The organism is Pseudomonas sp. IT-P260, assembly GCF_949768395.1.
GTDB classification, from domain to species: domain Bacteria; phylum Pseudomonadota; class Gammaproteobacteria; order Pseudomonadales; family Pseudomonadaceae; genus Aquipseudomonas; species Aquipseudomonas parakoreensis.
Genome location: NZ_CATKPO010000033.1, coordinates 543,052 through 566,679, shown reverse-complemented (window position 1 = coordinate 566,679; position 23,628 = coordinate 543,052). Strand labels below are relative to the sequence as shown.

Sequence of the window (23,628 nt, the reverse complement as noted above, 5' to 3'; positions counted from 1 at the left end):
GCTTCGCTTGCCAATTAGCTTCTAACTGCTCCGATCTGACGTGAAAGCCACGCCCGGCTGTAGTCCAGAACACGACTAGCCATGGTGGTAGGAAAATGAATAAAGCCGTGGGCGGACGAGGGCAGTAGATGTACTTCAACTGGTGCTGATTGTTGCCAGCGCTCAGCGAGTTCCAGCGTGTCATCGCGCAGCGGATCCAGTTCACCGGTGAACATCAACGCCGGTGGCAATCCGCTCAAATCGCCGTACAGCGGAGACAATGGCGCCTGCCGGCGTTCATCATCACTCAATCCTGGAGTCAGCAGGCGCAGCGCCTTAACCATGCCCGGGCCGTCGAGCACCAGCGTTTCTGCAGGTGCGGCGTGTACGCTTGGGGTGCCCGCGAGATCGTAGACGCCGTAATACAGCAAAGCGCCGCAGACGCGTTGCAACAAACCGGGTGCAGGTTTGAGTGCCAATAACGTTGCGGTTGCCAAGTGTGCGCCCGCCGATTCGCCGACAACGATCACCGGCAGGCCAACGAATTCCGTGCAATTGTCGCTCAGCAGCCAGCGTGCGGCGCAAAGACAATCCGCCATCAACGCCTCAACCGGTGTATTCACTGCCAACCGATAGTCAACTGACACCACTGCCACGTTGCAAGCCTTGACCGTTGCGATGTTAAGGTCATCGTTCATCTGTGCATTACCGATCACCCAGCCGCCACCGTGGTAATCAAGTACCACACCCTTGGGCTTTCCTTGTGGGCGGATGATTCGGACGGGCACTGAAGCAGCGTGCGAATGAACCACAGTGCTTTGCACTTGAAGGCCGTGTTTGACCGGTTTGTCCGCGCCAAGCATCTGACTGACGCGCAGCAATGTCTGGATCAAACGCGGCGTCAGCCGATTGCGAACGCGAAACCGCGGCAGCCAGGCGAGTTTGCGGTTGAAGCGCTGCATTTGCGCCAAATCACTCTCGCTGAACACAAGCTTGTTATCAGCCAAATCCTTCCTCCCTCGTCAGCAATTCCCACTTAACGATATAGGGTGTTACGGCGGAGCAGTGAAGGGCGCCTCACCGTCAAGAACATTCACATCATTCCCCACCCGCTGCAAGGTTTCCGGTACCGCCAGCCACAACAGCATGAATGCCACCCCGGCAATCACCGCCAGGGTCAGAAATGCCGCGTTGTAACCGGCTTCCTGCAATACAACACCCGCGACGCTGGCACTTAATGCTGCGCCCAGGCCGAAAACGGTCGAGAGCGCGCCCAGGCTGACGTTGAAGTGGCCGGTGCCCAAGGTCAGATCTTTCACTACCACAGGGAACAGCGCGCCAAAGATCCCTGCGCCGACGCCGTCGAGCATCTGTACCGCCACTAGCCAGTAAGGGTCGGCGGACAAGGTATAGAGCACACCGCGCAGCGGCAGAATCAGGAAGCCCGCGAGCAGCAGCGGCTTGCGTCCCCACACATCGGCTTTGACCCCAACCAGCAGGGCGACCGGCACCATGACCAGTTGCGCGGCGACGATACAGGCCGAAGTCAGTGGCGTCGCCATTTGCAAATTGACCTGTGCCAGCTTCTGGCTCACCAGTGGCAGCATCGCCGCGTTGGCCAAATGGAAGAGGGCACAACAGATGGCGAACATCAGCAGCGCTTTGTTGGTCAGCAATACCGTCAATCCCGATGGCGTCTTGCCGTGGGCGGCGTCGCTTGGATCGAGCCCACGGGCGAGATCATGGTTGATGGCGTTGCTGTCGACGAAGCTCACGGCGATCACGCTGCACAGCGCCATGACCGCCATCAGATAGAACACCGCCACCGGCCCGAACAAGTAAGCAAACCCACCAGCCAGCAGCGCCGCACAGGCGTTGCCAGCATGGTTGAAAGTCTCGTTGCGTCCGGTGCGCCGGGTGAACGCGCGCGGACCGGTGATGCCCAGGGTGATCGCCGAGATGGCCGGTGCGAATACCGATGCCGCTGCGGCGCTCAGCGCTTGAGTGATCGCCACCAGACTGAAGGACGTCATGAAGGGCAATATCACGCAACTGCCGGTCACCAGCAACGCGGCAATCGCGATGACCGCGCGTTTACTGCGCGTGTTGTCGACCAGCGCACCGGCGGGTGTCTGGGTGACAAGGGCGGCGACGCCAGCGAGGGTCATCACCAGCCCGATACTGGCCGGTTCCCAGTGATGCACGGCCAACAGGTAAATCGCCAGATACGGCCCGAGTCCGTCGCGCACATCGGCGAGGAAGAAATTCAGGCTGTCCAGCGAGAGGTTGTTGCGACGATCGGAGTGAGTGTCCACGCTGGCACCTTCGATATCGAGGTTGCTTAGAATGGCGCAACCTTCGTCAATTCAGTGAGTGGTCGTTTGCGGATTGAGTTGCACGGCCCTTATGTGGCCACTCGACTCCGTTTTGAGTGGCCACGCTGCGAACGGCTCAGTTAATGCGCGGATGCTGCTGCACCAACTCCTTGCGTTTAGCTTCCAGTTCGGCGATTTCGGCGTCGATGTCTTCGATTTTCTGCTCGATGTGGTCGTGATGTTCCTTGAGCAGTTCCTTGGCTTCCTCAAGATCCGACGCCGCCGGCGCGGCACCGCGCAGCGGTTTGTTGGCGGTCTCTTTCATGGTCACGCCGGTGATCAGGCCGACCACGGCAATCACCATCAGGTAGTAGGCCGGCATGTACAGGTTGTTGGTGCTTTCCACCAGCCAGGCCACGGCCGTCGGGGTCAGACCGGCGATCAACACCGAGACGTTGAACGCGGCGGCCAATGCGCTGTAGCGGATGTGCGTGGGGAACATTGCCGGCAGGGTCGAGGCCATGACGCCGATGAAGAAGTTCAGCAACACCGCGAGGATCAGCAAGCCGGAGAAGATCAGGCCGATCTTGCCGCTGTTGATCAGCATGAACGCGGGGATCGCCAGCAGGAACAGACCGATGCTACCAACCACAATGAAGGGCTTGCGGCCGATCTTATCGCTGATAAAACCAATCGCAGGTTGCACGAACAGCATGCCGACCATGATCGCGATGATGATCAGCACGCCACGGTTTTCGCTGTAGTGCAGGTTGTGCGACAGGTAGCTCGGCATGTAGGTCAGCAGCATGTAATAGGTGACGTTGGTCACCGCTACCACGCCAATGCAGGTCATCAGACTGCGCCAGTGTTTGGTCGCGACTTCCTTGAACGAGACCTTCGGCCCGCCCGCCAGACCTTCACGGTCGCCTTCTTCGAGTTTCTCGACGTGCTGTTGAAACGCCGGCGTTTCTTCCAGCGCATGCCGCAGATAAAGGCCGATCATGCCCAGCGGCAGGGCGAGGAAGAACGGCAGACGCCAGCCCCATTCGAGGAATTTCTCTTCGCCGATGATCGTCGAGATCAGCACCACCACACCGGCGCCGAGGACGAAACCGGCAATCGAGCCGAAGTCCAGCCAACTGCCAAGGAAACCGCGCTTGCGGTCGGGCGCATATTCGGCGACGAAGATCGAGGCGCCGGTGTACTCACCGCCGACCGAGAAGCCCTGAGCCATTTTCGCCAGCAACAGCAGTATCGGCGCCCAGATGCCGATCGACTCATACGACGGTATCAGGCCGATGGCGAAGGTACTCAGCGACATGATCACGATGGTCGCGGCCAGCACTTTCTGCCGCCCGTATTTGTCGCCCAGCGCACCGAAGAACAGGCCGCCCAACGGACGGATCAGGAACGGCACCGAGAAGGTCGCCAGCGCTGCAATCATCTGCACGCCAGGATCGGCGCCGGGGAAGAAGATCTTGCCCAGTGCATAGGCGACGAAGCCGTACACCCCGAAGTCGAACCATTCCATGGCGTTGCCCAGTGCGGCGGCGGTGATCGCCTTGCGCATCTTGGCGTCGTCGACAATCGTGATGTCTTTCAATCCGATGGGATTGACCTTGTTTTTCCTTGATTTCATGCGGGTCACTCATAGCTGAACGGATTCGATGCCATTGTTTTGCTGGCATGGGTTCTTTCCGTCAGATACAAGAAGACACGAAAAAATTCACTGCTCAGGGCATTTTTGTCGTGCGCACCCGCCAAGACGCAGCAGAGCCCACCCGGCGGCGATTACGCAAAAGCACAAGACGTCAGGCTGAAAACCCGGATAATGGCCGCCAATTCGTTTTTGCTCTCTGGTAAACCCGCATGGAAATCAAGGTCAACTTTCTCGACAACCTTCGACTTGAAGCCAAGTTCGACGACTTTACGGTGATCGCCGATCAGCCCATTCGCTACAAAGGCGATGGCTCGGCACCGGGGCCGTTCGACTACTTCCTGGCGTCGTCGGCCTTGTGCGCGGCTTACTTTGTGAAGCTGTATTGCGAAACGCGCAACATCCCGACCGACAATATCCGGCTGTCGCAGAACAACATCGTCGACCCGGAAAACCGCTACAACCAGATCTTCAAGATTCAGGTCGAATTGCCGGCGGACATCTCTGAAAAGGATCGCCTGGGCATTCTGCGTTCGATTGATCGCTGCACGGTGAAGAAGGTCGTGCAGACCGGTCCCGAGTTTGTGATCGAGGAAGTCGAGAACCTCGATGCCGATGCGCAGGCGCTGCTGATGCCGCATTCGACGTCGGAGGCGGGCACTTACATCGTCGGTAAAGACCTGCCGCTCGAGCAGACTATCGCCAATATGTCGGGAATCCTCGCGGATCTGGGGATGAAGATCGAGATCGCCTCGTGGCGCAATATCGTGCCTAACGTCTGGTCGCTGCACATCCGTGACGCGCACTCGCCGATGTGCTTCACCAACGGCAAAGGCGCGACCAAAGAGGGCGCACTGGCCTCGGCGCTGGGCGAGTTCATCGAGCGCCTGAACTGCAACTTCTTCTACAACGATCAATTCTGGGGCGAAGACATCGCCACCGCCGAGTTCGTGCATTACCCGAACGAGCGCTGGTTCAAACCCGGCCCGAAAGACGAGTTGCCGCCAGAGATTCTCGACGACTACTGCCTGGACATTTACAACCGCGACGGCGAACTCAAAGGCTCGCACCTGTACGACACCAACTCCGGCAACACCCAGCGTGGCATCTGCTCGCTGCCGTTCGTGCGCCAGTCGGATGGTGAGGTGGTGTACTTCCCGTCGAATCTGATCGAAAACCTGTTCCTGAGTAATGGCATGAGCGCCGGCAACACTTTGGCTGAAGCCCAGGTGCAATGCCTGTCGGAGATCTTCGAGCGCGCGGTCAAACGCGAAATCCTCGAAGGCGAAATGGCCCTGCCGGACGTGCCGCAGGAAGTACTGGAAAAGTACCCGAGTATTCTCGCCGGGATCAAAGGCCTGGAAGAGCAGGGCTTCCCGGTGCTGGTGAAGGATGCGTCGCTGGGCGGTGAATTCCCGGTGATGTGCGTGACCCTGATGAACCCGCGCACCGGTGGTGTGTTCGCCTCGTTCGGCGCGCACCCGAGCCTGGAAGTGGCGCTGGAGCGCAGCCTGACCGAGCTGCTGCAAGGCCGCAGCTTCGAAGGCTTGAACGATTTGCCGCAACCGACGTTCTCCGGCCAGGCCGTGACCGAACCGAACAACTTCGTCGAGCACTTCATCGACTCCAGCGGTGTGGTGTCGTGGCGCTTCTTCAGTGCCAAGTCTGACTTCGAATTCGTCGAGTGGGACTTCTCGGGGCAGGGCGAAAACTCCAACGCCGAAGAAGCCGCGACGCTGTTCGGCATTCTCGAAGACCTGGGCAAAGAAGCCTACATGGCGGTCTACGACGATCTCGGCGCCAACGCTTGCCGGATCCTGGTGCCGGACTACTCGGAGATCTATCCGGTCGACGATCTGATCTGGGACAACACCAACAAGGCCCTGCAATTCCGCGCCGACATCCTCAACCTGCACAGCTTGAGCAAAGTCGGTCTGCGCAACCTGGCCCAAGGCCTGGAAAACAGCGAGCTCGATGATTACACCGACATCACCACGCTGATCGGTATCGAGTTCGACGACAACACGCCGTGGGGCAAGCTGACCATTCTGGAACTGCGCCTGCTGATCTACCTCGCCCTGCAGAAATTCGAGCAGGCCAAGGACCTGGTCGAAGCCTTCCTGCAATACAACGACAACACTGTCGAACGCGGCTTGTTCTATCAGGCGGTGAATGTGTGTCTGGAAATGGAACTCGATGAAGACCTGGAACTGGCCGATTACGAAGCCAACTTCCGTCGCATGTTCGGCGACGAGCGCATGGACGCGGCGATTGGCTCGGTCAACGGCAGTGTGCGTTTTTACGGTCTGACACCGACCAGCATGAAGCTTGAGGGGCTGGATCGGCATCTGCGCCTGATCGACAGTTACAAGAAGCTGCACGCAGCAAGGGCGAATGCGGCGGCGTTGAAGCGCTGATAGCAGACGGTCACTTCTGCTGAGTAAACCTGTAGTGAGGGGATTCATCCCCGATGGCGCGCAAAGCGGGCCCGGTACGCAGTCCATCGGGGATAAATCCCCTCACCACAAATAAGTATCGTGGGGACATGGAGATTCAAGGATGGAAGAGAGGGTCGTAAAGTCGAAGCTGGTCAACTTTCTGGTGGCTGACGTCGAGGTGGATTACGAAGGTGTCGGCGATTTCTACGATGTTGCCTGCAGTGGCAACGTCGGTGCATTGGCCGGCGTGCTGGAAGGTTTCAAGGAGGTTTACGGCGGGCTGTGGGTCGGCGGCAAAATGACCCTCACGAATACTGCTGTGTACCTGAATGCCAACGCCATGAATCGCATGGTTCAAGACGGCACACTGGACATCAGGGTGCCGCTCGGAATGATCCGCAAGGTCACGCTTGAAGGTGGCTTCATCACGAAAATCGTCTGTCTGGATACGGATGCTGGCAGCATTCTGTTCCGTTGTTATGGGGCGAAGGACATCGTTGCACTGATCGAAAAGTCGATCCAGCCACGGGTTTCGACGGCGGTGCTCAAGCGCGGAGCCTGATTCGATCGTCAGGCCGTTCGCCAATCTCACCTGCAGCGAAAAACCTGTGCGAGCCAGCTGCCAATCCTGAGTCCACCCAATAATCCTGTGGGAACTGGCTTGCCAGCGATTGGGCCGTGTCAGCCAACATCACTTTCGGCGCTCTCAGCGTTTGCACTGCGCCTGCACCACCTGGCAAGTGTTCGGCGTCCCTCCAGAGCGGCTCGCATAGCGCATGCAGTTATTCATCGATTTCTTGCGCGCCATGCTCAAGGTGTCGCCCCAGGCCAGACCACCTTCGCCGGAAGTAGGCACGGCTTTGGCGTAGCAGTTCGAGCCGTTGGTGGCGTAGCGTTTGCTCGAACAGCCGGCCGTCAGCGCCATGGCTGTGCCAAGCAGGGTCAGTAGCACCCAGGACGAGCATTGGCGTGCAGTGATTGTGGTCATCTGGGTTCCTCGTGGGGCAAGCGCCTCAATGGCCTCGCTGACAGGCGTTGGGCATTATCCTGCAATCGACATAAGGAAGCGTCCCCAATGCGTGCACCCACACTACACCTGATGTGCGGCAAGATCGCCTCGGGCAGATCCGCTGGACCAATCACTGGCTGAGCGAGTGTCGCACTGCCTGCATTATCTCGAAGTGGATGACGCCACCTGCCGTGCTCGGTTGCCTGCACGCAACGCACTGGCCGAGCATGAATTCGCCGCTTCGGGTGCGGAGTTTGATTTAATCACTCGACACTTTAAGGTGCCGGAGGTGGGCGAGGGGCTGGAGATTCTCATGCACCGCAATCGCCAGCAGGGCTGGCTCTCACAATGATCTCAGTGACCCACCGCATGACCCTGCAAGAGTGAGCCTGCTCGCGATGGGGCCCTGTCAGGCACCCTGCAGACTTTGCTGCACAAACCGCTCGATCAACCACCGCGCCGCCGGCCCCGGTGGCAGGTCGGTGCGGTAGATGACATCGAACGGGTAGATGCCGCTCTGGTACTCCGGCAGGTTCAAGCGCACCAGGCGGCCAGACTGCAAATCCTCTTCGACCATCGGCAACGGCATATTCCCCCAGCCAATTCCTTCGCGCAGCAACATGTGCTTGGCACCCAGATCCGCCAAGCGCCAGGTGCGGTTGCTGAGGACGGCGAAGTCGCGATCCTTGGTCAGTTGTGAACGGTCGGAAAGAACCAGTTGCGTCAATTCACGCCCGGCCCCCGGTGTGTTCGCTTCACCCGAAGCCAACGGATGATTCGGTGCCGCAACCGGAATCAGCTCGACATTGCCTGCGCCAATCCGCTCGACCGCATCGATGCCTTCGTTCATTGGCCCACTGACGCCAATGATCGCCCCGCGATTGATCACTCGCTCCGTCACCGCCCCCAACGCCTCCATGTGCAAGTGCAGGGCGACCGTGGGAAACGCCTCGCGAAAGGACTTCAACGCATCCACTACCCGCTGCGGCGGTAGCATCACGTCCAGCACCACGTGCACCTCAGCCTCCAGCCCCTGCAACAGGCCTTTGACCTTGGCGCGTAAGCCATGCACGCCGTTGGCGATGGTGCGCGCCTCTGCCAGTACGGTGCGGCCGGCCTCGGTAAGTTGCGGTTTGCGCGTGGTCTGGCGATCAAACAGCGTCACCCCCAGCTGTGACTCCAGGTTGGCCATCGAATAGCTGATCACCGACGTCGCACGGTGCAGCTTCCTCGCGGCGGCGGCGAAACTGCCCAGTTCCACCACCGTCAGAAACACCCGCAATTGATCCAGCGTCGGTGTGCCCGGGTCCGAAATCATGGCTGCTATCTCCTCATCATCAGCGAACCGGCATCGTCGCTGAGCGGCGTCAGCTTGTCTATTTTTTAGAACGTAATGATCGAAATTAGTCGGCTATTCAGATTAGCTGGCCGGGCGCACCATTTCCTCACTCGGACGATTCATCTCGGATCGCCCCACCTTTGAAGGAAATACCGTCATGACCACCACTGCAAACATCGCTAAAACCGCTACTGAACAAAGCCGCAATGACATCACTCAGGCCTCGGCCTCGTTGATCGGCCGCGTCCTGCTCAGCGCGATCTTCATCCTCTCCGGTTTTTCCAAACTGGCCGCCCCGGCGATGATGATCGGTTACATCAGTTCTGTCGGTCTGCCATTGCCACAAGTGGCGCTGGCGCTGGCAATCATCGTTGAAATCGGTGGCGGCCTGGCGCTGATCGCCGGTTACCGCACCCGTACCGTTGCCGCTGTGTTGGCGGTGTTCAGCGTGGTCACGGCGCTGGCATTCCACTATGCGCTGGGCGATCAGAACCAGTTCATCCATTTCTTCAAGAACATCGCCATGGCCGGTGGCCTGTTGCAAGTGGTCGCGTTCGGTGCCGGTCGTTTCAGCCTTGATGCCCGTCGTCGCTGATCACGCGCTAATTCCTTCAACCGATCGAGGTCTCCCATGAAAGCCATCCGCGTGTACGAATACGGCAACCCCGAAGTGCTGCAACTGGAAGAAGTCGCCGACCCTGTGGCCGGTGAAGGTGAAGTGTTGATCGAAGTCGCCGGGGCAGGGGTCAACCCGATCGACTGGAAGGTGCTTTCCGGGGCGTTGAAAGCGTTCATCCCGCTGCCGCTGCCATTCACCCCGGGCGTTGAAGTGTCTGGCAAGGTGATCGCCACCGGCCCCGGCGTGAGCGAATTCAAGCTCGGCGATGAAGTGTTTGGCTTCATCAACATCGTCGGTGGCTATGCGAGCAAAGCCGTGGCCCCGGTGGCCAAACTGGCACTGAAACCGCAATCGCTCAGCGCCTTGCAGGCTGGCGCCGTTCCGGCCACCGCGCTCACCGCGTGGCAAGCGTTGACCGAGCACGCTGGCGTTCAGCGGCGGCAGAAAGTGCTGATCCACGCAGCCGCCGGTGGCGTGGGCAGCATGGCGGTGCAGATCGCCAAGTACCTGGGCGCCGAAGTCATCGCGACCGCTTCGGCCAGTAACCATGCCTATCTCACAAAGCTCGGTGCTGATCAGGTGATCGACTACACCACCGAGGCGTTTGAAGAGCGGGTATCCGAGGTCGACGTGGTGCTCGATCTGGTGGGCGGCGACACCCAGAACCGTTCGTTTCGCGTGTTGAAACGCGGCGGGCTGCTGGTCTCGCCGGTCAGTGCGCCGAGCATGACTCTGGCCAACGACCATGGCGTGACGCCGATCAACTTCGCCACTCGTTCCGATGGTGCGCAGTTGTCGCTGATTGCCGAACTGTTTGATCGCGGCCACCTCACCGTCGACGTCGAAGTGTTCCCGCTGAGCGAGGCGCAACGTGCACTCGAAAAAAGCCTGAGCCGCCGTGGTCATGGCCGGCTGGTCCTCGATGCCACGAAGTAACCGCCGAACCCTTGTAGGAGCTACCGCAGGCTGCGATCTATTGATCTTCGAAGGCAAAAGATCGCAGCCTGCGGCAGCTCCTACAGGTTTTTTTCTTAACCCCCCCCCCCGCAGACAAAAAACGCAGCCCACGGCCCGATCGCGCCGCCATTTTCTTGCGCAGTCGTTCTGTCATATTCGGTATCAGTTGATTGCAGATAGTAGCCAGCCCAACGCTAATTCCAATGAGGCTGCACTGTGTTTCAACGTCTTGTGTGTTCGCTGTCCGTTCTGAGCCTGTCCATCGCTGCTGCCCACGCTGCCGAGACCGTCGTGCTCGACACGCCGCGCCTGCAAAGCATCGACAACTTCCGTGATGTCGCCGGGCTGACCACCGCGTATTCCACGGCCCACGATGGCACGATGCGCGGTGGCGTGTTCTATCGCTCCAACGCGATCACGCCGTCGGCAGCGGATCTGGCGACCCTCAACAGCCTCGGCATCAAAGCCGTCTACGACCTGCGCACGCCGAGCGAAATCGCTGGTACGCCGGACACAATGCTGAGCGGCGCGACCTACCAGAACATCGACATCATCGGCAGCACCACCTCGGGCGCGAACATCACCACCGTGTCGTTCAAAAGCGCCGCCGATGCCATCGCCATGATGGAACAGACCAACCGCGCTTTCGTCAGCGACGCGGGGATGCGCGGGCAGTTCGGCAAGTTGTTCAACGAACTGGCCAGTACCGACGGCGCGCAACTGTTCCATTGCACCGCCGGCAAGGACCGTACCGGCTGGACGGCCGCCGTGTTGCAGAGCATCGCCGGCGTCGACAACGCGACCATCATGGCCAACTACCTGGCGACCAACGATTACACCGCCGCGCGCGTCGCCGCGACCCTCAATGCGTTGCCGCCGAGCATGGCCTCGATCTATGCGCCGCTGCTTGGCGTGCAGGCCAGCTACCTGCAGGCCGGTCTTGATGAAGTCACCGCCGAATACGGCAGCATGGACAACTACCTCAAGCAAGGTCTTGGCCTGTCGCAGGAAACCATCTACGTGCTGCGCGGCAAACTGGTCGAATACAACAGCCTGCCGGGGCAGGCCGGATTGATCGGCAACGCCGCTGCCGGTGCCGAGTTACTGCGTCAATTGCAGAACACCAACCTGTCTGGCACCTACAGCGCCTACAACTATTACCTGCAATCGGCCATCGACGCCGGCACCCTCGGCGGTGTTGAAGCTCAGGTCGGCGGCCAGGTTCACGCCGACGCCGCCAGCTATCTGCTGCGGCAGAACGCGCTGATCGAACAAGCCGCCGCCCCCTACGCCAGCGGCTCCGATCTGAACGTCGGGCAATACCGGTTGTGGACCACCGCGCTCGCCGGTTACCTCGGCACCGACGGCTCGTCCCACGCCGAGAGCAGCAACGAACACAGCCAAGGCCTGATGGTCGGCATCACCCAGCGCTTCTCCGAACAACTCAGCGCTCGCGGCGGTTTCGGCTACAGCAAAGGCACCGTCGGCGGTGCGGGCGGCGAGGCCGATACCGACTTCACCTTCTTTGACCTCGGTGCGCGCTACGGCTTCACCAGCCTGGAACGCGGGCTGTTCGTCGACGCCAATGCCAGCGCCGGCGACGTCGATTACGCCAGCAAACGCGAACTCGGCGGCGGCCTCGGCACGGCCAAGGGCGACACCCACGGCAACCTCACCGGCGCAACATTGGCGCTGGGTTACCGCGCACCGGTCAACGGCATGATCCTCGAACCGAGTCTCGGCGTGCGCATCAGCCACCTCGACCTCAAAGGCTTCCAAGAGAAGGGCAGCGAACTGGCACTCGACGTCGACGACAACACCGCCACCCGCCGCAGCGCCGTCGCCAACCTCAACGTGGCGTTCGCTCCGGTGGCGATGGGCGCGTGGCAACTGGTGCCAGGCGTACAAGTCGGCTACGAACGCACGCTGGGCAACAACGACGTCAACAGCCAGGGCCACCTGCTGGGCCTCGACATCGAACAACGCGCTGCCTTCGACAACCGCGACCAGTTCAGCGGCGGCGTCAACCTGATGGCCAGCCTCGGCGCGGTCAGCGTCGGCGCAGAAGTCGGTGCCAGTGGCGGTGGTGACAGCCACGGTTTCAGCGGCAGTCTGAAGGCCAGTTACGCGTTCTGAAGCAGGGACAACCGCGCAAGGTCAAGGACGACCACCATTGACAAAGCACCATCAGAACCCGGTAGAAGCAGGGAATTGGCGACCCTGATTCACCGACTAACCCTGTGGGAGCGAGCCTGCTCGCGAAGGCGTCATGTCAGCCAACATCACCGTCAACTGACCCACAAGCTTCCTTGCCTATAAACCAATCAAACCCGACCCCCTCAGTTGCGCCGGACTCACCCCATACGCCTGCTGAAAATACTGACAAAACCGCCCGACATTGCTGAAGCCAAAGCGCAACGCCACCTCCGTCACCGACGCCGAATGCCGCAGCGCCTCGAAAGCCCGCTCCAGCCGCACCTGCCGCTGATACCCCACAATCGACATCCCGACAAACCGTCGAAACCCTTCCTGCAAAGCGCGCTGACTGACATTGCTCAACCGCGCCAGCTCTACGCCACTGACCAATTGCTCCGGATGCGCCTGAATAAACGCCATCGCCAACTTCACATGCCGCGGCGCCACCCTCGGCGCAGGCTGGCGCAACGCCTCGGTAAAATTGTGCGGCCACGCCTCCAGCACCGCATCAATCAACATCTCACGCAACCGCGACGGCATCAGCGTGCCGCTGTTGAGCAACAGATCAAACTCCGTGCCCGTCGCCAGATCAATCAACGCCTTGATCCCCCGAAACGCCGCCGTGTGCAGATCCACCACCGGCTCAAACACAATCTTCTGCACAACCGGCCGCCCCAACAACGCCGCCAACCGCTCCGTGAGCTGCGCCCGACTCACGGAAATCCCGTGCTGCGCATGGTTGTCGAGAAACCGCATCGAACGGATATCCGCCTTATCAATCGCCAACCCCACCTGCGCCACACCGACGGACTCGGTACGGTGGTTGAACACAATCTTGCCCGCTGTGGGAATCACGAAAGTGATCTCGTCCTGCGGGTCGGGGAAGGTGACAGTGAAATCACCGTGGTAATGCATGCGCCGGAAACTCACGCCGTAGTGCCTGCCGTAGACACCGCCAATGATGATGCTGGAAGGGATTGGCGGGGAGTCGGCGTAGCGATTGCCGAAGAACCGGGAGAAGAGGGCGCCGAAGTCTTCGGCGTGGAGGTTTTCAGAGCGGAGGATGATTGTTTGGCGGGGTGGGGCGACGGAGTACACCTTGGGGCACCTTTTTTTGGGGCTCTTGGGTAAGTGGCGCAGGGGAGGTTAGCAGGTTGGGGGTGACAGGTTTGTGACGGGAGATTGAGTCACTGGAGACGGCCAATAACCCCCAGGTATATCCGGCAGCAGCGGGCAGATACTTCAGGTCATTCCTTGCTTCGGTGTTATCTAAAAAGATTAAGGGTTTTTAAATATCTGTTCTGTCATTTTTGTGGTTGGAATGATCAATGACTTTGTGTAATAGGTTTTATATCCATACGCGGTAATGCGTACCTTGCAGGGTATAAAAGCTTTATTGGCTAGTAGCGGTCGGACGGCTTCGTAATCATTCAGATCGAGTTGCGTCCCATCGGGTCTTGTATTGTAAAAAACAAGTTCTGAAGTGAAGGTGTAATTTGGTCTGGTTTGGCTGCTCGCGCTCACCAGGCCTTCAGCCTTTATATTGATTGAATGCTCGGACGAAAAATCCATATCGCCATCTAACGAGCAGGTCAGCGTTGGCGTGAGCTGATTAGAGTTTTCGAAATTATTGAATGCGCTAGCCAAATCTACTGTTGAAGAAAATTTCACAGTAAAAAGATTATTCGGACCTAATTCAAAAGATGACAAAGCGAGGTCTGCGGGAGGAATGTTGGCTGTTTTTACACAGCCAGCGCAGAGAAGTAGTGCTAGGTAAATAAAGCCGCGATAAAGATTCATTGACCGAAAATACCATTGATGGAATCAAAAATCAGATCGAGCGCTGATTTTGTTTCCTGAACAGGTTGAATGAACATCCAGTCTGCGGAGGCGTGGTGAATGTCGATGGTTTTGTTCATGGTCGGACCGGATTTTATATTCCAGCGCTCGCCGAAATCAGCGACGCTGTCAGAGGAGTCGGGTTTGCTTGAGTTGGCTCGAATGTTAATCCAGGTCTCTGCGACAGGTTGCGGCTCTGACACGTAGATATCCGAGCCCAGCCATACCCAAAAACCTTCGCCGACAGGGTCGAGTGTAACCAGAAATTTAATGGTGTAACCCGCTTCAGATAAAATTTTGGAAAGATGTGCTCCGTTCCATCCGCCCAAGCTGTGACCCACGATATAAACCGGGCTTGATTTGCTGGGTATTTTGTCGATGAAGTTGGTTTTGATGTCTCCGGAACCTTTGGCGTCGTTGTAGCCTCTGGCCCAGCTGGTGTACCTGGTTTTCAGTTTTGCGTTTGGGCTTATTCTGTTATCGAGCAGATTTTTTGCGGCATCGATGTTGTGATAGGCACCTTGGAAGTAATACTTTTCTTGGTCTGCGGCGCCACCGATAAAGAAGACGATGGCTTTCTTTTCCGGAACTGGTACTGCTTTGACGGTTGAGTCATTTGCAGCAGTCAATGTTTTTGTTGCTGCAAGGCTTGCGGTGTTGCCGTTTGGAAGAACAATTTGCTCTGCGGCCATTACTTAGTCTTCCAGAAAGATTTTGATGGTTTCTGCCAAGTGCGAGCTCACCATATGGGTGAAGCCCATCGAGTCGCTAACGCCATGTTCCAGGCTTCCATCCTCACGTTGGATGGCGTAACCGTGGTTAGGCATTGGCTCGCCAGTCGTGCCGTCGACCAGTTTGATCTTGTCGCTGAAGTGCACCGGCATTGGCAGTAAACCGCTGAAGGGCGCTGATACAAAGGTGTCGCCGATGATGACGGTGCCGGAGCCGCCAATGACAATGTTGCCGTGTCCCCCGGTGCTGTCTTTTGTCGCGGCGTTCAGGCCGTTGATGAATACGGTCGAACTGATACCCCCGGTGATCGGGCTGCCACAGGCGGATTTATCAGTCATGCGAGCAGCAGCGAGACCGTCGAAGAATACGTCCGGCGAGCCGCTTGTAATAGGATTGGTACCGTGTCCTGGAAGTGGGCAACTGGTGGGATCTGAGACGCGAGCAGCTGGTTTTCCACTCATGGGAAGTTCCGTTTCGAAATGTCAGTAGGCGAGCTCGTGATTCCGAGCGAGCATGGGGACGCAATTTGGTTAGACGATTGGTGTTTTTACAAGCATCAGCTCGACGTAGCCGTCGCTCAAGTAGGGATAGCTTTCAGTTCTGAAATGCGGGGGCGTATCTGAGGAGTGGGGGCGCGGGGGCGCTTCCGTACGCGGGGCAGGCATAAAAGTGAATCGTCCTTGAAAAATCGTGATGAAGGATGCCCGAGGTGAAGGTCTCGTTCAACGAGATTTTCAAGCGCTCTCGTACTTTTTGATGTCGCCCCCGAAACTTGTTTGCAAGACGCATAGTCCGCAGACATCACTGAATTCAAGCCGATAGAAACTTCAGGCTGTCGAGGTCGATTTCGGCATAGATCCCGAGTTCGCCCTTGTAAAGGGATACTCTGGATATTCCCAGCTCACATTGTAGAAAACCAACGAGTACCCTGAGACTTGAGTGTTTGGACATGCTTTTTGGATACATCACCGTAGCCTCGCCGGGCTCATCGTCGTAGGTTCGGATCATGTAAGTGTCTTCGCCGTTCTGGATGACGTAGTTGAAACCACGAGATTCATATCCAGTGTCATGGTCGACATCATCGAAACGGGTAGCGGTTGCTATTTTCAAAAGTAGATTCCGTTCGGTTTGGTTAGCGGTGGGCAGTTTTTGGAACCGTTCGTGTTGGTGTTCCTTAAGCAACATCCTCCGTGGCACCAGGCTAACTAGCGGCCACAGAGGCCTTACGAGTTATTGCGTCGGCACAACATTATCCAACGCCTGATTCACCGCCAATTCCCCCAGCATCACCACTTGCGCAATGCCCTGCAGCGTCTTGCGAATCGGCCCCTCAACCAGCGCGGCCACATCCCCCAACATCACCGTCGCCGAACCCAGCGACTCACTGGCGTTCGCCAGCAATTCCTCGGTGGCGATTTTTGGGTTGGCTAGAAACATGGCGTTGGGTGTGTAGGGCGTGGCCATGATTGGGCTGGCGGGGTTCAGGTAGTGGTCGAGAGCGCGTTCGGCGGCTTCGCTGAGTTTTCGGGAGTCGGAGGATTCGTAGGGGGAGACAGTTTCGGTTTCGGGCGGGTTTGGTGTGACTTTGAACATGATGTAGCTCCTGGGAAAACGATTAAGGAGCCATCACGCTTCGCTACCAAACGAAGGGTGGCGGCCATGCACAGGTTGGTAGACCGGCCCAGGAGCCCGGCGCGCCCGAAGACGCCCTACGCATGACCACCATAAAACAGGGACGGAAAATCGACCTCTGCAAAAGGGGAACTATGCGACCTGGAAGTGCCGGGCTACCAAACCCGATCGCTGCTTTTCAGCGACCGAACCACGATAAAACCCGCACCCTGGGCGCACAAGCCGGCGGATTCTGGCGTAGTCGTAGGCAATGGCGCAAGGCGTTGTAGCCTGGGATGACGTAACGGCGAGTGTTTTTAAACGTGTGCGGGGGAACGGTTAAACGTGAGGGTTTTCGGGGCTGCGCTTTTCGTGAACGGATGGTTTGGCAAAGAGGAAAGCGGGGCAGTGCGACGTTTCGCTAAATCCCCTCGCGACGGGGATAGTGTTTGTGTGGGAATCAGAGGCTTCAGAGGATGGAGCTGACTCAGGCTCATCGCTGACTGGACTGATGCCTTCGCGAGCAGGCTCGCTCCCACATGAGGTTGGCGGTGTACACCCATGGTGTGGTCGATACGAAACCTGTGGGAGCGAGGCTTCTCGCGAATGGCCTGTCCAAGGTTCTCAGGTCTTATTCATCACCATTCTGGACACAGTGTTTGTCCAGCCGACCGATTTTTGTCGTGCGCTTCAATCCCTAACATCGTCTGCAACCCGTGACACAACACGGTTTCCCACGAGACGGTGAACATCATGAAACTTGCAAAAATCGCTCTTCTTCTGGCCTTTGGCGGTATCGGCGCGCAGGCGTTTGCGGCGGATGAAACCGCGCCAGTCGAGGCGTACAACGCCGCCGCTCACCTAGACATCGCCCACGTGGTGTCGATCTCCGACGCGGCCAATCAGTGCGGCGCGGTGCCGGTGCAGATGACTTATGAAGACTCGAACGGCGCGCAACATGTTGTGCAATACCAGGTGATGGGCAGCGGTTGTTCCAACGGTTGATGTCAGTGCAGGCGCTGGAGGGTCGACACTCCAGGTCTGCGGCATTAAGCCTTGGCGAGTTCTTTGGCCCCGGCGATGTCTTCATCGGACGCCAGCAGTTGCGGAATGGCGGTTTTCAGGAACTCCACCCAGGTCTTGATTTTGGCGTCGACGAATTTGCGCGACGGGTAAATCGCAAACAGGTTGTATTCCTCCAGGCGGTACTGCGGCAGGACTCGCACCAGCGAGCCTCCAACCAATCCTTCGACGGCTGATGCCAGCGGCTGAATGCCGATGCCCATGCCATTTCTGATCGCCGTGGCCATGCCGTCGGCGGTGTTGATGTGGAAGGGCGAGTCGGGGATATTCTGGGTTTCCATGCCCTGTGGCCCTTCGAACACCCAGTTTTCTGCGGGCATCACCGTGTTGACGATGCGCAGGCAATCGTGCGCGGCGAGGTCGGCAGGTGTAGCGGGGTGGCCGCGTTTGGCCAGGTATGACGGCGATGCACAGAGAATGCTGTAAGTGGTGCCCAGGCGTTGCGCGACGAAACCGGAATCCGGCAGGTCGCGGGCGAGGACGATCGACATGTCGTAGCTTTCTTCGAGCAGGTCGGGCAGGCGGTTGCTCAGGGTCAGGTCGAACATCACCGTGGGGTGAATCTCGCGGTAGCGGGCAATGGCGTTGATCACGTAGTGATTGCCGATGGCGGCCATGGCGTGGATCTTCAGACGCCCGACCGGCAAGGTCTGGGCGGTGCCGGCTTCTTCATCGGCGTCGCGCAAGTCATCAAGAATTTTTTCGGCGCGCTGCAAATAACGTACGCCGGCTTCGGTCAACGCGAGGCGGCGGGTGGTGCGGTTGATCAGGCGCGTGTGCAGCCGGGTTTCGAGACTGGAGACGGCTTTCGATACGTTGGTTGTGGTGGTGTCGAGCAAGTCGGCCGCGGCGGTGAAACTGCCGCTTTGGGCCACGGCGACGAAGCAGCGCAGGGTCTGAATAACGTCCATCGTTGTTGTTGGCTCTGTGGATGGGATGGCCATTCTAGAGTTTGCCGTGGCTGGTGTTGCAATTGTTTGCGAGCGAGGGGCGGGCGCATGGCGGGTGAAAGGCTGGAAGACATTCTGGCGTCGGGGCTTTCGGTGGTGTTCTGCGGGATCAATCCGGGGTTACTCGCGGCGGCGCAGGGGCATCATTTTGCCGGACGCGGGAATCGCTTCTGGCGCACCTTGCATCTCGCCGGGTTTACGCCGCATGAGGTGCAGGCGGAGGACGATCAAAGCATCCTGCAATTTGGCTGCGGCTTGACGGCGGTGGTCGAGCGGCCGACGGCGCGGGCAGATCAGTTGGCGGCGCAGGAATTCGCCGCGGCGGCTCTGGGCTTTGAACAGAAGATCAGCCGCTATGCGCCGCGTTATGTGGCGTTTCTCGGCAAGGCTGCGTATGCCGCGTTGTCGGGGCAGAAAGTGGTGGCGTGGGGAGCGCAGGCGAAGACTTTGGGTGGCGCGCACGTGTGGGTATTGCCTAATCCCAGTGGGCGCAATCGGGCCTTCTCTCTTGAGCAATTGGTCGCGGCCTATCAGGAATTGCATCAGGCATTGATCGCTGGCCGATCCAGCGGGGTTGTTCAACGCCAGCCTGGAGGGCAACACCCGCCGGGCGATTGATTTTCACGAGGGCGATCCGGTCGATGCGCAGGCCTTGAAAGCGCTGATACGCAAGGCGATTGCGCTGAAGGTGTCGAAGTGAATCGTGGCGGTTGCCTTGATTCAGAAAATAACTGGCTGTTTTAAAACAATTTTTTTTGCACTCGGGGCTTCCCAGATCAAAAAAAGGTTGGTAAATTGCGGCCCATTCTCGCAGAGCTTGTTACAGAGCTTGAGATACAGGGGCGTCGCCAAGCGGTAAGGCAGCAGGTTTTGATCCTGCCATGCGTTGGTTCGAATCCAGCCGCCCCTGCCATATTCAGAAAAAACGCCAGTCCGAAAGGGCTGGCGTTTTTTTATGCTCGCGATTTTTGTTCGGCAGCGAGGGTTGCCTGAGCCGTACCGGAAGACTGTTGTAAACTGCCCCGCGAAAAGTCCCGGCGGGTTGTTGGCCGGCGACCCTCACTCTCTCCAGACAAGAGACTTACATGGCTAATCACGACCTCAGCTTCACCCCTGATCCGGATGCGGATTCGATTTCCTCGGATGTTGTCGGTTTCAACGGCATTCTGGTCTCGACCCAGATCCCGACCCGCGCCGATGGCAGCCTGGAACTGGGGGATATCACCCTGCAAAGCGAATGCACCCTGCAGGCGCTGAAAGTGGCGCTGGAGCGGGCGGGCAGTTCGATGGATCGGGTGATGCACCTGACCATTTACCTCACCGACATGGCCGACCGCGCTGCGTTCAATGAAGTCTACAAGCGCTTCTTCGCCAAGCCATGGCCGGTGCGCGCGGCGGTGGGCGTGGCGTCGCTGGCGGTGGAAGGCATGCGCGTGGAAGTCACCGCGATGGCCGCCAAGGCCTGATCAACCTGCAAAATCGTGCTGGTTGGCCAGCGATGACGCCCGGCCATCCAGCACTCGTCTTGCACTTACTTCAGCGCATCAGCCAGCGGCAACCGCGCCATGTGCCTGGCTTTCAGTGAACCCAGGTACAGCCAGTCCCCATACTCGCGCGCCGTGGTGATCGGCGAGTAATTGCCGCTGCTGGCATCCTGCAGATTGGCGATCACCTTGCCCTGCAGATCCAGCCCCAGCACAAACCCGCGTTTCTCCACCGGTTTGGGCAGCACAGTCAGTGCCCGGACGATCATCGTGCGCACCCACGGATGCCCGGCGGTGCCGTCGAGCAAGGCACTGCGCGGTGCGTAGAGGGCGACCCAGAAGCGGTTGCTGCCATTGAACGCGAGGTTGTCCGGCAAACCGGGCAGGTTGTCGATGAACAGGTCATGGGTGCCAGCCTTGGGGCCCGTCAGCCAGTAACGACTGATGCGGTAGGCGCCGGTTTCGTTGACCAGCACATAAGCGTCGTCCGGGCCGAGTGTCACGCCGTTGGCAAACTGCAATTTGTCCAGCAGCACGCTGGTCTTGCCGGTCTGAAAGTCGTAGCGCAGCAAACGCCCGTCACCGCCATGTTCGATGATCGCCTCACCGTCGTGCCCATAGCCCCAGCGGCTGCTGGCGTCGCTGAAATAGGCGTAGTGCCCGGACTTGTCGATCGCCACGTCGTCGGTAAAACCGAAGGGCAGGCCATTGGCCTCGGTCGTCAGAGGAATCAGTCGACCCTGCGCGTCGAGCGAGAGCAGGCCTTTGACCGCGTCGGCAATCACCAGCAGACCGTTGGGATGCCGCGCCAGCCCAAGAGGGCGGCCGCCCGTGTCGCTCAGGACTTGGCGTGTCTTGCCATCAAGGCTGGTGCGAATCAGCCGCCCGTCATGCAGGCCCGTGATCAGGAAGTCGCCTTCCAGCAGCAGCGCTTCCGGGCCGTCGATGTCGCCCGGGCCAATCTGTTCGACGGCTTTGAGTCGCTGGTTTTCGGCATATATCCCTTCGCTCAGTGACGGTGCCGCTGGCGGTTTCCACGCCACCGGTTGAACCCTGGTTGGCATCAACAGCAAGAACGCGATGACGAGGACGACCAGCAGTAACAGCAGGCGCTTCATGAATGTTGCCCCGTCAGCGTCAGGTGCTTGAGTGCCATGTCGCGCAGAGCGTGCATCGATGTGGCCGATTCACGTTCGATGCGGCGCTTCAACAGCAACAGGTTGGCAACGCGCATGCCCAGGCCGTCGAAGCGATAATCCAGGGTGCGCACGAACCGTGTGCCGTCGCCTTCGGCTGTGCATTCGTAGGTCAGTCGCAACGACAGACCGTGGTCACCGCGCGCCCGCGCGCACCAGCGCCGGCCGGGCAGATACTCGGTGACCTCCCAGCGCAAATGACCGGCACGCCCGCCGGCATGAATGTCTTCTTCGAAACGTGCGCCGGCGTGCAGCGGGCCTGGCGGGCCGTCGATCTTCAGCGACGAGGGATGCCACTGCGGCCAGTGGTTGACGCTGGCAGCGTAGCGAAGCACGGCGATGGGTTCGCCGGCGATATCGATCTGGTGCTGCATGCGGGTCATGGCGGGTCTCGAATGGCGCAACGGGGCGGGTTGCGGCTCCCAGTACAGGGTGCCGAACAGGTAATCCATCAACGGCAGAACGATATTGAAATTGCGTTCCTGCATGCACTCGCGACGGTGATGCAGTTCATGCAGATGACGCATCTGGCGGATCCACGGCAGGCGGGTCAGCGGATTATCGGGCGGCAGATGTTCGCAGGCGTGAAACACCTCGTAGGTCAGGTAGCCCAGCACCATGCAGCCGCCGAACAGCCCGGCGACATTGGCGTTGAACTGTGCGAGCAGCCACCAGAGCGGCAGGGTGAAAAGCAGCGTATGCACGACGATGAGCCAAGCCGGAAACAGAATCACCCGCCAGTCGCGAGCGCCTTCGTAGGTCATGTGGCCGGGAGTGAAAAAGCTGTGGTGGTCTCCGGCATGCCGCGCATAGAACAGCTTGGCGAACGTCTTTTTGTGGTGGCCGAGATGGCGATGGACCATGTACACGCCAACGTTGAACAACAGCAGGGTCAGTGGCACGCTCAGCCATTCCAGTGGCTGTACCTGACGTGCGCTGCTCCAGAAGGCGCCGATCGCCACCACGCCGAACAGCAGCACGAAGGCGCCGTGCAGCCACGGGTTGTACAACGGATGAATGGCCGCACGGTAGCGGCTGCGGAATGCCTCGGTGGTCTGCCTCAATGCGTTCACCTGCGGGTATTGTTGTTATACCCGGCAGATTAGCCGATCGGGCCGTTTGTGCAGGGCGGACCTTGAGGTCAGTTGCGCCATGCTCCGGTGTAAAGCGGCCGATTCAGCTCAACGGGTTCCAGCGCTGCGACCAGTCGTCATCGGTCTCGATCACCTGGCGCAACAGATCGAAGGCCTGTTGCAGGGTCGCCGAGTCTCGCTCGCGGGCGTACACCAGATAGGTTGGATAGCCGAATTCCGGGGCTTTGGTCACCGCTTCCAGCGCGCCGGTTTCCAGATAGCTGCGCACCACACGGGTGCGAAAGTAGCCGCTGCCGCCGTGTTCGAGGATGTATTGCAGGGCCAGCGGGCCGAGGTTGAAACTCAGCGCGGCTTTGGCCTTGTCTGGCAGTGCTGCGTCATGCTGGCGACGGAAGTCCGGCCCCCAGTCGATGTAGACGTAAGGATCCGGGCGGTTTGGCGCACGCACCAGAATCAGTTTTTCTTCCAGTACCTGCTCGACTTGCAGGCCGGGCCAATATTCCGGCTGATAGACCAGCGCGGCATCGAGCACACCGAGTTCGAGTTGGCGCAGCAGGTTTTCGCCGTCGCGGATTTCCATGCGCAGGGCATGCCCGGGGATTTTTTCGCGCAGTTCGGCGGCCCAGCTGAGCATCAACGGGTTGCACAGGCTGACTTCGCCGCCTATGTGCAGCACGTTGTGATAGCCGTCCAGCAGCGGCAGGTCGCGCCGCGCGGCTTCCCAGGTCTGCACCAGTTGATTGGCGTAGACCACGAAGGCCTCGCCATTGGCGGTCAGTTTCGCCCCGGCGCGGTTGCGCACGAACAGCGTGCTGCCCAGCTGACTTTCGAGCTTCTGCACCCGGGCGGTGATCGCCGTTTGTGTGACGAACAACTTCTGCGCCGCCGCGGCGAGGCTGCCGTGGCGGACGATTTCCAGAAAGGTGCGGGCGAGGTCGATGTCCATGGGCGGGCCGGTATCTGAGGTGCGGGCATTGTAAGTGTCGGCTCGCCACCGCGTCATCGTTCATTGCGCTGCGGTTTCCATGGATTTCGTGAGTGATGCAAACCCCTGCAGGAGTGAGCCTGCTCGCGAAGGCGGAATGTCTGCCAAACCAGTGTCGCCCGACACACCGCCATCGCTGGCAAGC

The 23,628-nt window shown here is 59.2% G+C and carries 23 protein-coding genes, 1 tRNA gene and 2 pseudogenes; 11 read left to right on the top strand and 15 right to left on the bottom strand.

What is annotated here, in order from left to right; all coding sequences use genetic code 11:
• Positions 1 to 14: 14 nt before the first annotated feature.
• The 3 genes from ACM6HV_RS16465 to proP all read right to left on the bottom strand — a co-directional run bounded on the left by ACM6HV_RS16465 (position 15) and on the right by proP (position 3,933).
• A complete protein-coding gene (locus ACM6HV_RS16465) occupies positions 15 to 941 on the bottom strand; it encodes an alpha/beta hydrolase (protein ID WP_414904768.1) in 927 nt (308 codons plus the stop codon).
• 90 nt (positions 942 to 1,031) lie between these two features.
• Positions 1,032 to 2,294 carry an MFS transporter gene (locus ACM6HV_RS16460; protein WP_414904756.1) on the bottom strand — a complete coding sequence of 421 codons (1,263 nt, stop codon included), beginning with the start codon at positions 2,292 to 2,294 and terminating at the stop codon, positions 1,032 to 1,034.
• 136 nt (positions 2,295 to 2,430) lie between these two features.
• Positions 2,431 to 3,933: a glycine betaine/L-proline transporter ProP gene (proP, locus tag ACM6HV_RS16455; RefSeq protein ID WP_041071723.1), complete on the bottom strand. Its 1,503-nt coding sequence runs from the start codon at positions 3,931 to 3,933 to the stop codon at positions 2,431 to 2,433.
• Between the two features lie 230 nt (positions 3,934 to 4,163).
• Between proP and ACM6HV_RS16450 the strand changes: the two genes are divergently transcribed.
• On the top strand, positions 4,164 to 6,368 hold the full coding sequence (locus tag ACM6HV_RS16450) for an OsmC domain/YcaO domain-containing protein (RefSeq protein ID WP_414904755.1): 2,205 nt from the start codon (positions 4,164 to 4,166) through the stop codon (positions 6,366 to 6,368).
• A 142-nt stretch (positions 6,369 to 6,510) separates the two neighbouring features.
• Entirely contained in the window at positions 6,511 to 6,951 is a 441-nt protein-coding gene (locus ACM6HV_RS16445) for a hypothetical protein (protein WP_145598404.1), read from the top strand.
• 144 nt (positions 6,952 to 7,095) lie between these two features.
• Here the strand turns inward: ACM6HV_RS16445 and ACM6HV_RS16440 are convergent, their stop codons facing one another.
• Entirely contained in the window at positions 7,096 to 7,377 is a 282-nt protein-coding gene (locus tag ACM6HV_RS16440; RefSeq protein WP_239776530.1) for a hypothetical protein, read from the bottom strand.
• A gap of 157 nt (positions 7,378 to 7,534) precedes the next feature.
• Here ACM6HV_RS16440 and ACM6HV_RS16435 point away from each other — a divergent pair.
• Positions 7,535 to 7,750, top strand: a pseudogene (locus ACM6HV_RS16435) (ATP-binding protein); the annotation flags it as partial.
• 57 nt (positions 7,751 to 7,807) lie between these two features.
• Here the strand turns inward: ACM6HV_RS16435 and ACM6HV_RS16430 are convergent.
• Entirely contained in the window at positions 7,808 to 8,716 is a 909-nt protein-coding gene (locus tag ACM6HV_RS16430) for a LysR family transcriptional regulator (RefSeq protein WP_414904754.1), read from the bottom strand.
• Positions 8,717 to 8,894: 178 nt separating this feature from the next.
• Here ACM6HV_RS16430 and ACM6HV_RS16425 point away from each other — a divergent pair, with 178 nt between their 5' ends.
• The 3 genes from ACM6HV_RS16425 to ACM6HV_RS16415 all read left to right on the top strand — a co-directional run bounded on the left by ACM6HV_RS16425 (position 8,895) and on the right by ACM6HV_RS16415 (position 12,449).
• A complete protein-coding gene (locus ACM6HV_RS16425; RefSeq protein ID WP_414904753.1) occupies positions 8,895 to 9,332 on the top strand; it encodes a DoxX family protein in 438 nt (145 codons plus the stop codon).
• A gap of 36 nt (positions 9,333 to 9,368) precedes the next feature.
• Positions 9,369 to 10,292, top strand: a complete 924-nt coding sequence (locus ACM6HV_RS16420; RefSeq protein WP_414904752.1) for an NADP-dependent oxidoreductase — start codon at positions 9,369 to 9,371, stop codon at positions 10,290 to 10,292.
• Positions 10,293 to 10,529: 237 nt separating this feature from the next.
• Positions 10,530 to 12,449 carry a tyrosine-protein phosphatase gene (locus ACM6HV_RS16415; protein ID WP_414904751.1) on the top strand — a complete coding sequence of 640 codons (1,920 nt, stop codon included), beginning with the start codon at positions 10,530 to 10,532 and terminating at the stop codon, positions 12,447 to 12,449.
• Positions 12,450 to 12,626: 177 nt separating this feature from the next.
• Here the strand turns inward: ACM6HV_RS16415 and ACM6HV_RS16410 are convergent, their stop codons facing one another.
• The 6 genes from ACM6HV_RS16410 to ACM6HV_RS16385 form a co-directional block, all read right to left on the bottom strand.
• Positions 12,627 to 13,607: an AraC family transcriptional regulator gene (locus ACM6HV_RS16410; protein WP_414904750.1), complete on the bottom strand. Its 981-nt coding sequence runs from the start codon at positions 13,605 to 13,607 to the stop codon at positions 12,627 to 12,629.
• Between the two features lie 180 nt (positions 13,608 to 13,787).
• Entirely contained in the window at positions 13,788 to 14,309 is a 522-nt protein-coding gene (locus ACM6HV_RS16405; RefSeq protein WP_414904749.1) for a hypothetical protein, read from the bottom strand.
• On the bottom strand, positions 14,306 to 15,040 hold the full coding sequence (locus ACM6HV_RS16400) for an alpha/beta hydrolase (RefSeq protein WP_145598412.1): 735 nt from the start codon (positions 15,038 to 15,040) through the stop codon (positions 14,306 to 14,308). Before ACM6HV_RS16400 ends, ACM6HV_RS16405 begins: the two co-directional genes overlap by 4 nt.
• A 3-nt stretch (positions 15,041 to 15,043) precedes the next feature.
• Positions 15,044 to 15,541: a PAAR domain-containing protein gene (locus ACM6HV_RS16395; protein WP_414904748.1), complete on the bottom strand. Its 498-nt coding sequence runs from the start codon at positions 15,539 to 15,541 to the stop codon at positions 15,044 to 15,046.
• Positions 15,542 to 15,890: 349 nt separating this feature from the next.
• Positions 15,891 to 16,265 (bottom strand): hypothetical protein, encoded by a 375-nt coding sequence (locus tag ACM6HV_RS16390; protein ID WP_414904747.1) that lies wholly within the window; start codon positions 16,263 to 16,265, stop codon positions 15,891 to 15,893.
• Positions 16,266 to 16,310: 45 nt separating this feature from the next.
• Positions 16,311 to 16,673, bottom strand: coding sequence for a DUF6124 family protein (locus tag ACM6HV_RS16385; protein WP_414904746.1), 363 nt, complete (start codon positions 16,671 to 16,673; stop codon positions 16,311 to 16,313).
• 771 nt (positions 16,674 to 17,444) lie between these two features.
• Between ACM6HV_RS16385 and ACM6HV_RS16380 the strand changes: the two genes are divergently transcribed.
• On the top strand, positions 17,445 to 17,696 hold the full coding sequence (locus tag ACM6HV_RS16380) for a DUF2790 domain-containing protein (protein ID WP_145598416.1): 252 nt from the start codon (positions 17,445 to 17,447) through the stop codon (positions 17,694 to 17,696).
• Between the two features lie 44 nt (positions 17,697 to 17,740).
• Here ACM6HV_RS16380 and ACM6HV_RS16375 read toward each other — a convergent pair whose 3' ends face one another.
• A complete protein-coding gene (locus ACM6HV_RS16375) occupies positions 17,741 to 18,685 on the bottom strand; it encodes a LysR substrate-binding domain-containing protein (protein ID WP_414904745.1) in 945 nt (314 codons plus the stop codon).
• Between the two features lie 87 nt (positions 18,686 to 18,772).
• Here ACM6HV_RS16375 and mug point away from each other — a divergent pair, with 87 nt between their 5' ends.
• From mug to ACM6HV_RS16355, 4 genes and pseudogenes are all read left to right on the top strand, one after another.
• Complete coding sequence (mug, locus tag ACM6HV_RS16370; RefSeq protein WP_414904744.1) at positions 18,773 to 19,342, top strand: G/U mismatch-specific DNA glycosylase; 570 nt, start codon at positions 18,773 to 18,775, stop codon at positions 19,340 to 19,342.
• Positions 19,278 to 19,424 (top strand): annotated as a pseudogene (locus tag ACM6HV_RS16365) (DUF1801 domain-containing protein); the annotation flags it as partial. The gene mug and the pseudogene ACM6HV_RS16365, both read left to right, overlap by 65 nt.
• Positions 19,425 to 19,562: 138 nt before the next feature.
• A tRNA-Gln gene (locus ACM6HV_RS16360) sits at positions 19,563 to 19,637 on the top strand.
• A gap of 172 nt (positions 19,638 to 19,809) precedes the next feature.
• Entirely contained in the window at positions 19,810 to 20,190 is a 381-nt protein-coding gene (locus ACM6HV_RS16355) for a RidA family protein (RefSeq protein ID WP_025113298.1), read from the top strand.
• Positions 20,191 to 20,255: 65 nt separating this feature from the next.
• Here the strand turns inward: ACM6HV_RS16355 and ACM6HV_RS16350 are convergent, their stop codons facing one another.
• From ACM6HV_RS16350 to ACM6HV_RS16340, 3 genes are all read right to left on the bottom strand, one after another.
• Complete coding sequence (locus tag ACM6HV_RS16350; RefSeq protein WP_145598418.1) at positions 20,256 to 21,326, bottom strand: SMP-30/gluconolactonase/LRE family protein; 1,071 nt, start codon at positions 21,324 to 21,326, stop codon at positions 20,256 to 20,258.
• A complete protein-coding gene (locus ACM6HV_RS16345) occupies positions 21,323 to 22,468 on the bottom strand; it encodes a sterol desaturase/SRPBCC family protein (RefSeq protein WP_414904743.1) in 1,146 nt (381 codons plus the stop codon). Before ACM6HV_RS16345 ends, ACM6HV_RS16350 begins: the two co-directional genes overlap by 4 nt.
• A gap of 112 nt (positions 22,469 to 22,580) precedes the next feature.
• The gene (locus ACM6HV_RS16340) at positions 22,581 to 23,444 is read right to left on the bottom strand and encodes a LysR family transcriptional regulator (protein ID WP_041072725.1); all 864 of its coding nucleotides are present in this window, start codon (positions 23,442 to 23,444) and stop codon (positions 22,581 to 22,583) included.
• Between the last annotated feature and the right edge of the window lie 184 nt (positions 23,445 to 23,628).

Bases quoted from the DNA above. Each gene is read 5' to 3' on its own strand.
- ACM6HV_RS16465 (WP_414904768.1), bottom strand. From the start codon at position 941: ATGCAGCGCTTCAACCGCAAACTCGCCTGGCTGCCGCGGTTTCGCGTT.
- proP (WP_041071723.1), bottom strand. From the start codon at position 3,933: ATGAAATCAAGGAAAAACAAGGTCAATCCCATCGGATTGAAAGACATC.
- ACM6HV_RS16450 (WP_414904755.1), top strand. From the start codon at position 4,164: ATGGAAATCAAGGTCAACTTTCTCGACAACCTTCGACTTGAAGCCAAG.
- ACM6HV_RS16445 (WP_145598404.1), top strand. From the start codon at position 6,511: ATGGAAGAGAGGGTCGTAAAGTCGAAGCTGGTCAACTTTCTGGTGGCT.
- ACM6HV_RS16440 (WP_239776530.1), bottom strand. From the start codon at position 7,377: ATGACCACAATCACTGCACGCCAATGCTCGTCCTGGGTGCTACTGACC.
- ACM6HV_RS16430 (WP_414904754.1), bottom strand. From the start codon at position 8,716: ATGATTTCGGACCCGGGCACACCGACGCTGGATCAATTGCGGGTGTTT.
- ACM6HV_RS16425 (WP_414904753.1), top strand. From the start codon at position 8,895: ATGACCACCACTGCAAACATCGCTAAAACCGCTACTGAACAAAGCCGC.
- ACM6HV_RS16420 (WP_414904752.1), top strand. From the start codon at position 9,369: ATGAAAGCCATCCGCGTGTACGAATACGGCAACCCCGAAGTGCTGCAA.
- ACM6HV_RS16405 (WP_414904749.1), bottom strand. From the start codon at position 14,309: ATGAATCTTTATCGCGGCTTTATTTACCTAGCACTACTTCTCTGCGCT.
- ACM6HV_RS16400 (WP_145598412.1), bottom strand. From the start codon at position 15,040: ATGGCCGCAGAGCAAATTGTTCTTCCAAACGGCAACACCGCAAGCCTT.
- ACM6HV_RS16395 (WP_414904748.1), bottom strand. From the start codon at position 15,541: ATGAGTGGAAAACCAGCTGCTCGCGTCTCAGATCCCACCAGTTGCCCA.
- ACM6HV_RS16390 (WP_414904747.1), bottom strand. From the start codon at position 16,265: ATGTTGCTTAAGGAACACCAACACGAACGGTTCCAAAAACTGCCCACC.
- ACM6HV_RS16385 (WP_414904746.1), bottom strand. From the start codon at position 16,673: ATGTTCAAAGTCACACCAAACCCGCCCGAAACCGAAACTGTCTCCCCC.
- ACM6HV_RS16380 (WP_145598416.1), top strand. From the start codon at position 17,445: ATGAAACTTGCAAAAATCGCTCTTCTTCTGGCCTTTGGCGGTATCGGC.
- ACM6HV_RS16375 (WP_414904745.1), bottom strand. From the start codon at position 18,685: ATGGACGTTATTCAGACCCTGCGCTGCTTCGTCGCCGTGGCCCAAAGC.
- mug (WP_414904744.1), top strand. From the start codon at position 18,773: ATGGCGGGTGAAAGGCTGGAAGACATTCTGGCGTCGGGGCTTTCGGTG.
- ACM6HV_RS16355 (WP_025113298.1), top strand. From the start codon at position 19,810: ATGGCTAATCACGACCTCAGCTTCACCCCTGATCCGGATGCGGATTCG.
- ACM6HV_RS16350 (WP_145598418.1), bottom strand. From the start codon at position 21,326: ATGAAGCGCCTGCTGTTACTGCTGGTCGTCCTCGTCATCGCGTTCTTG.
- ACM6HV_RS16340 (WP_041072725.1), bottom strand. From the start codon at position 23,444: ATGGACATCGACCTCGCCCGCACCTTTCTGGAAATCGTCCGCCACGGC.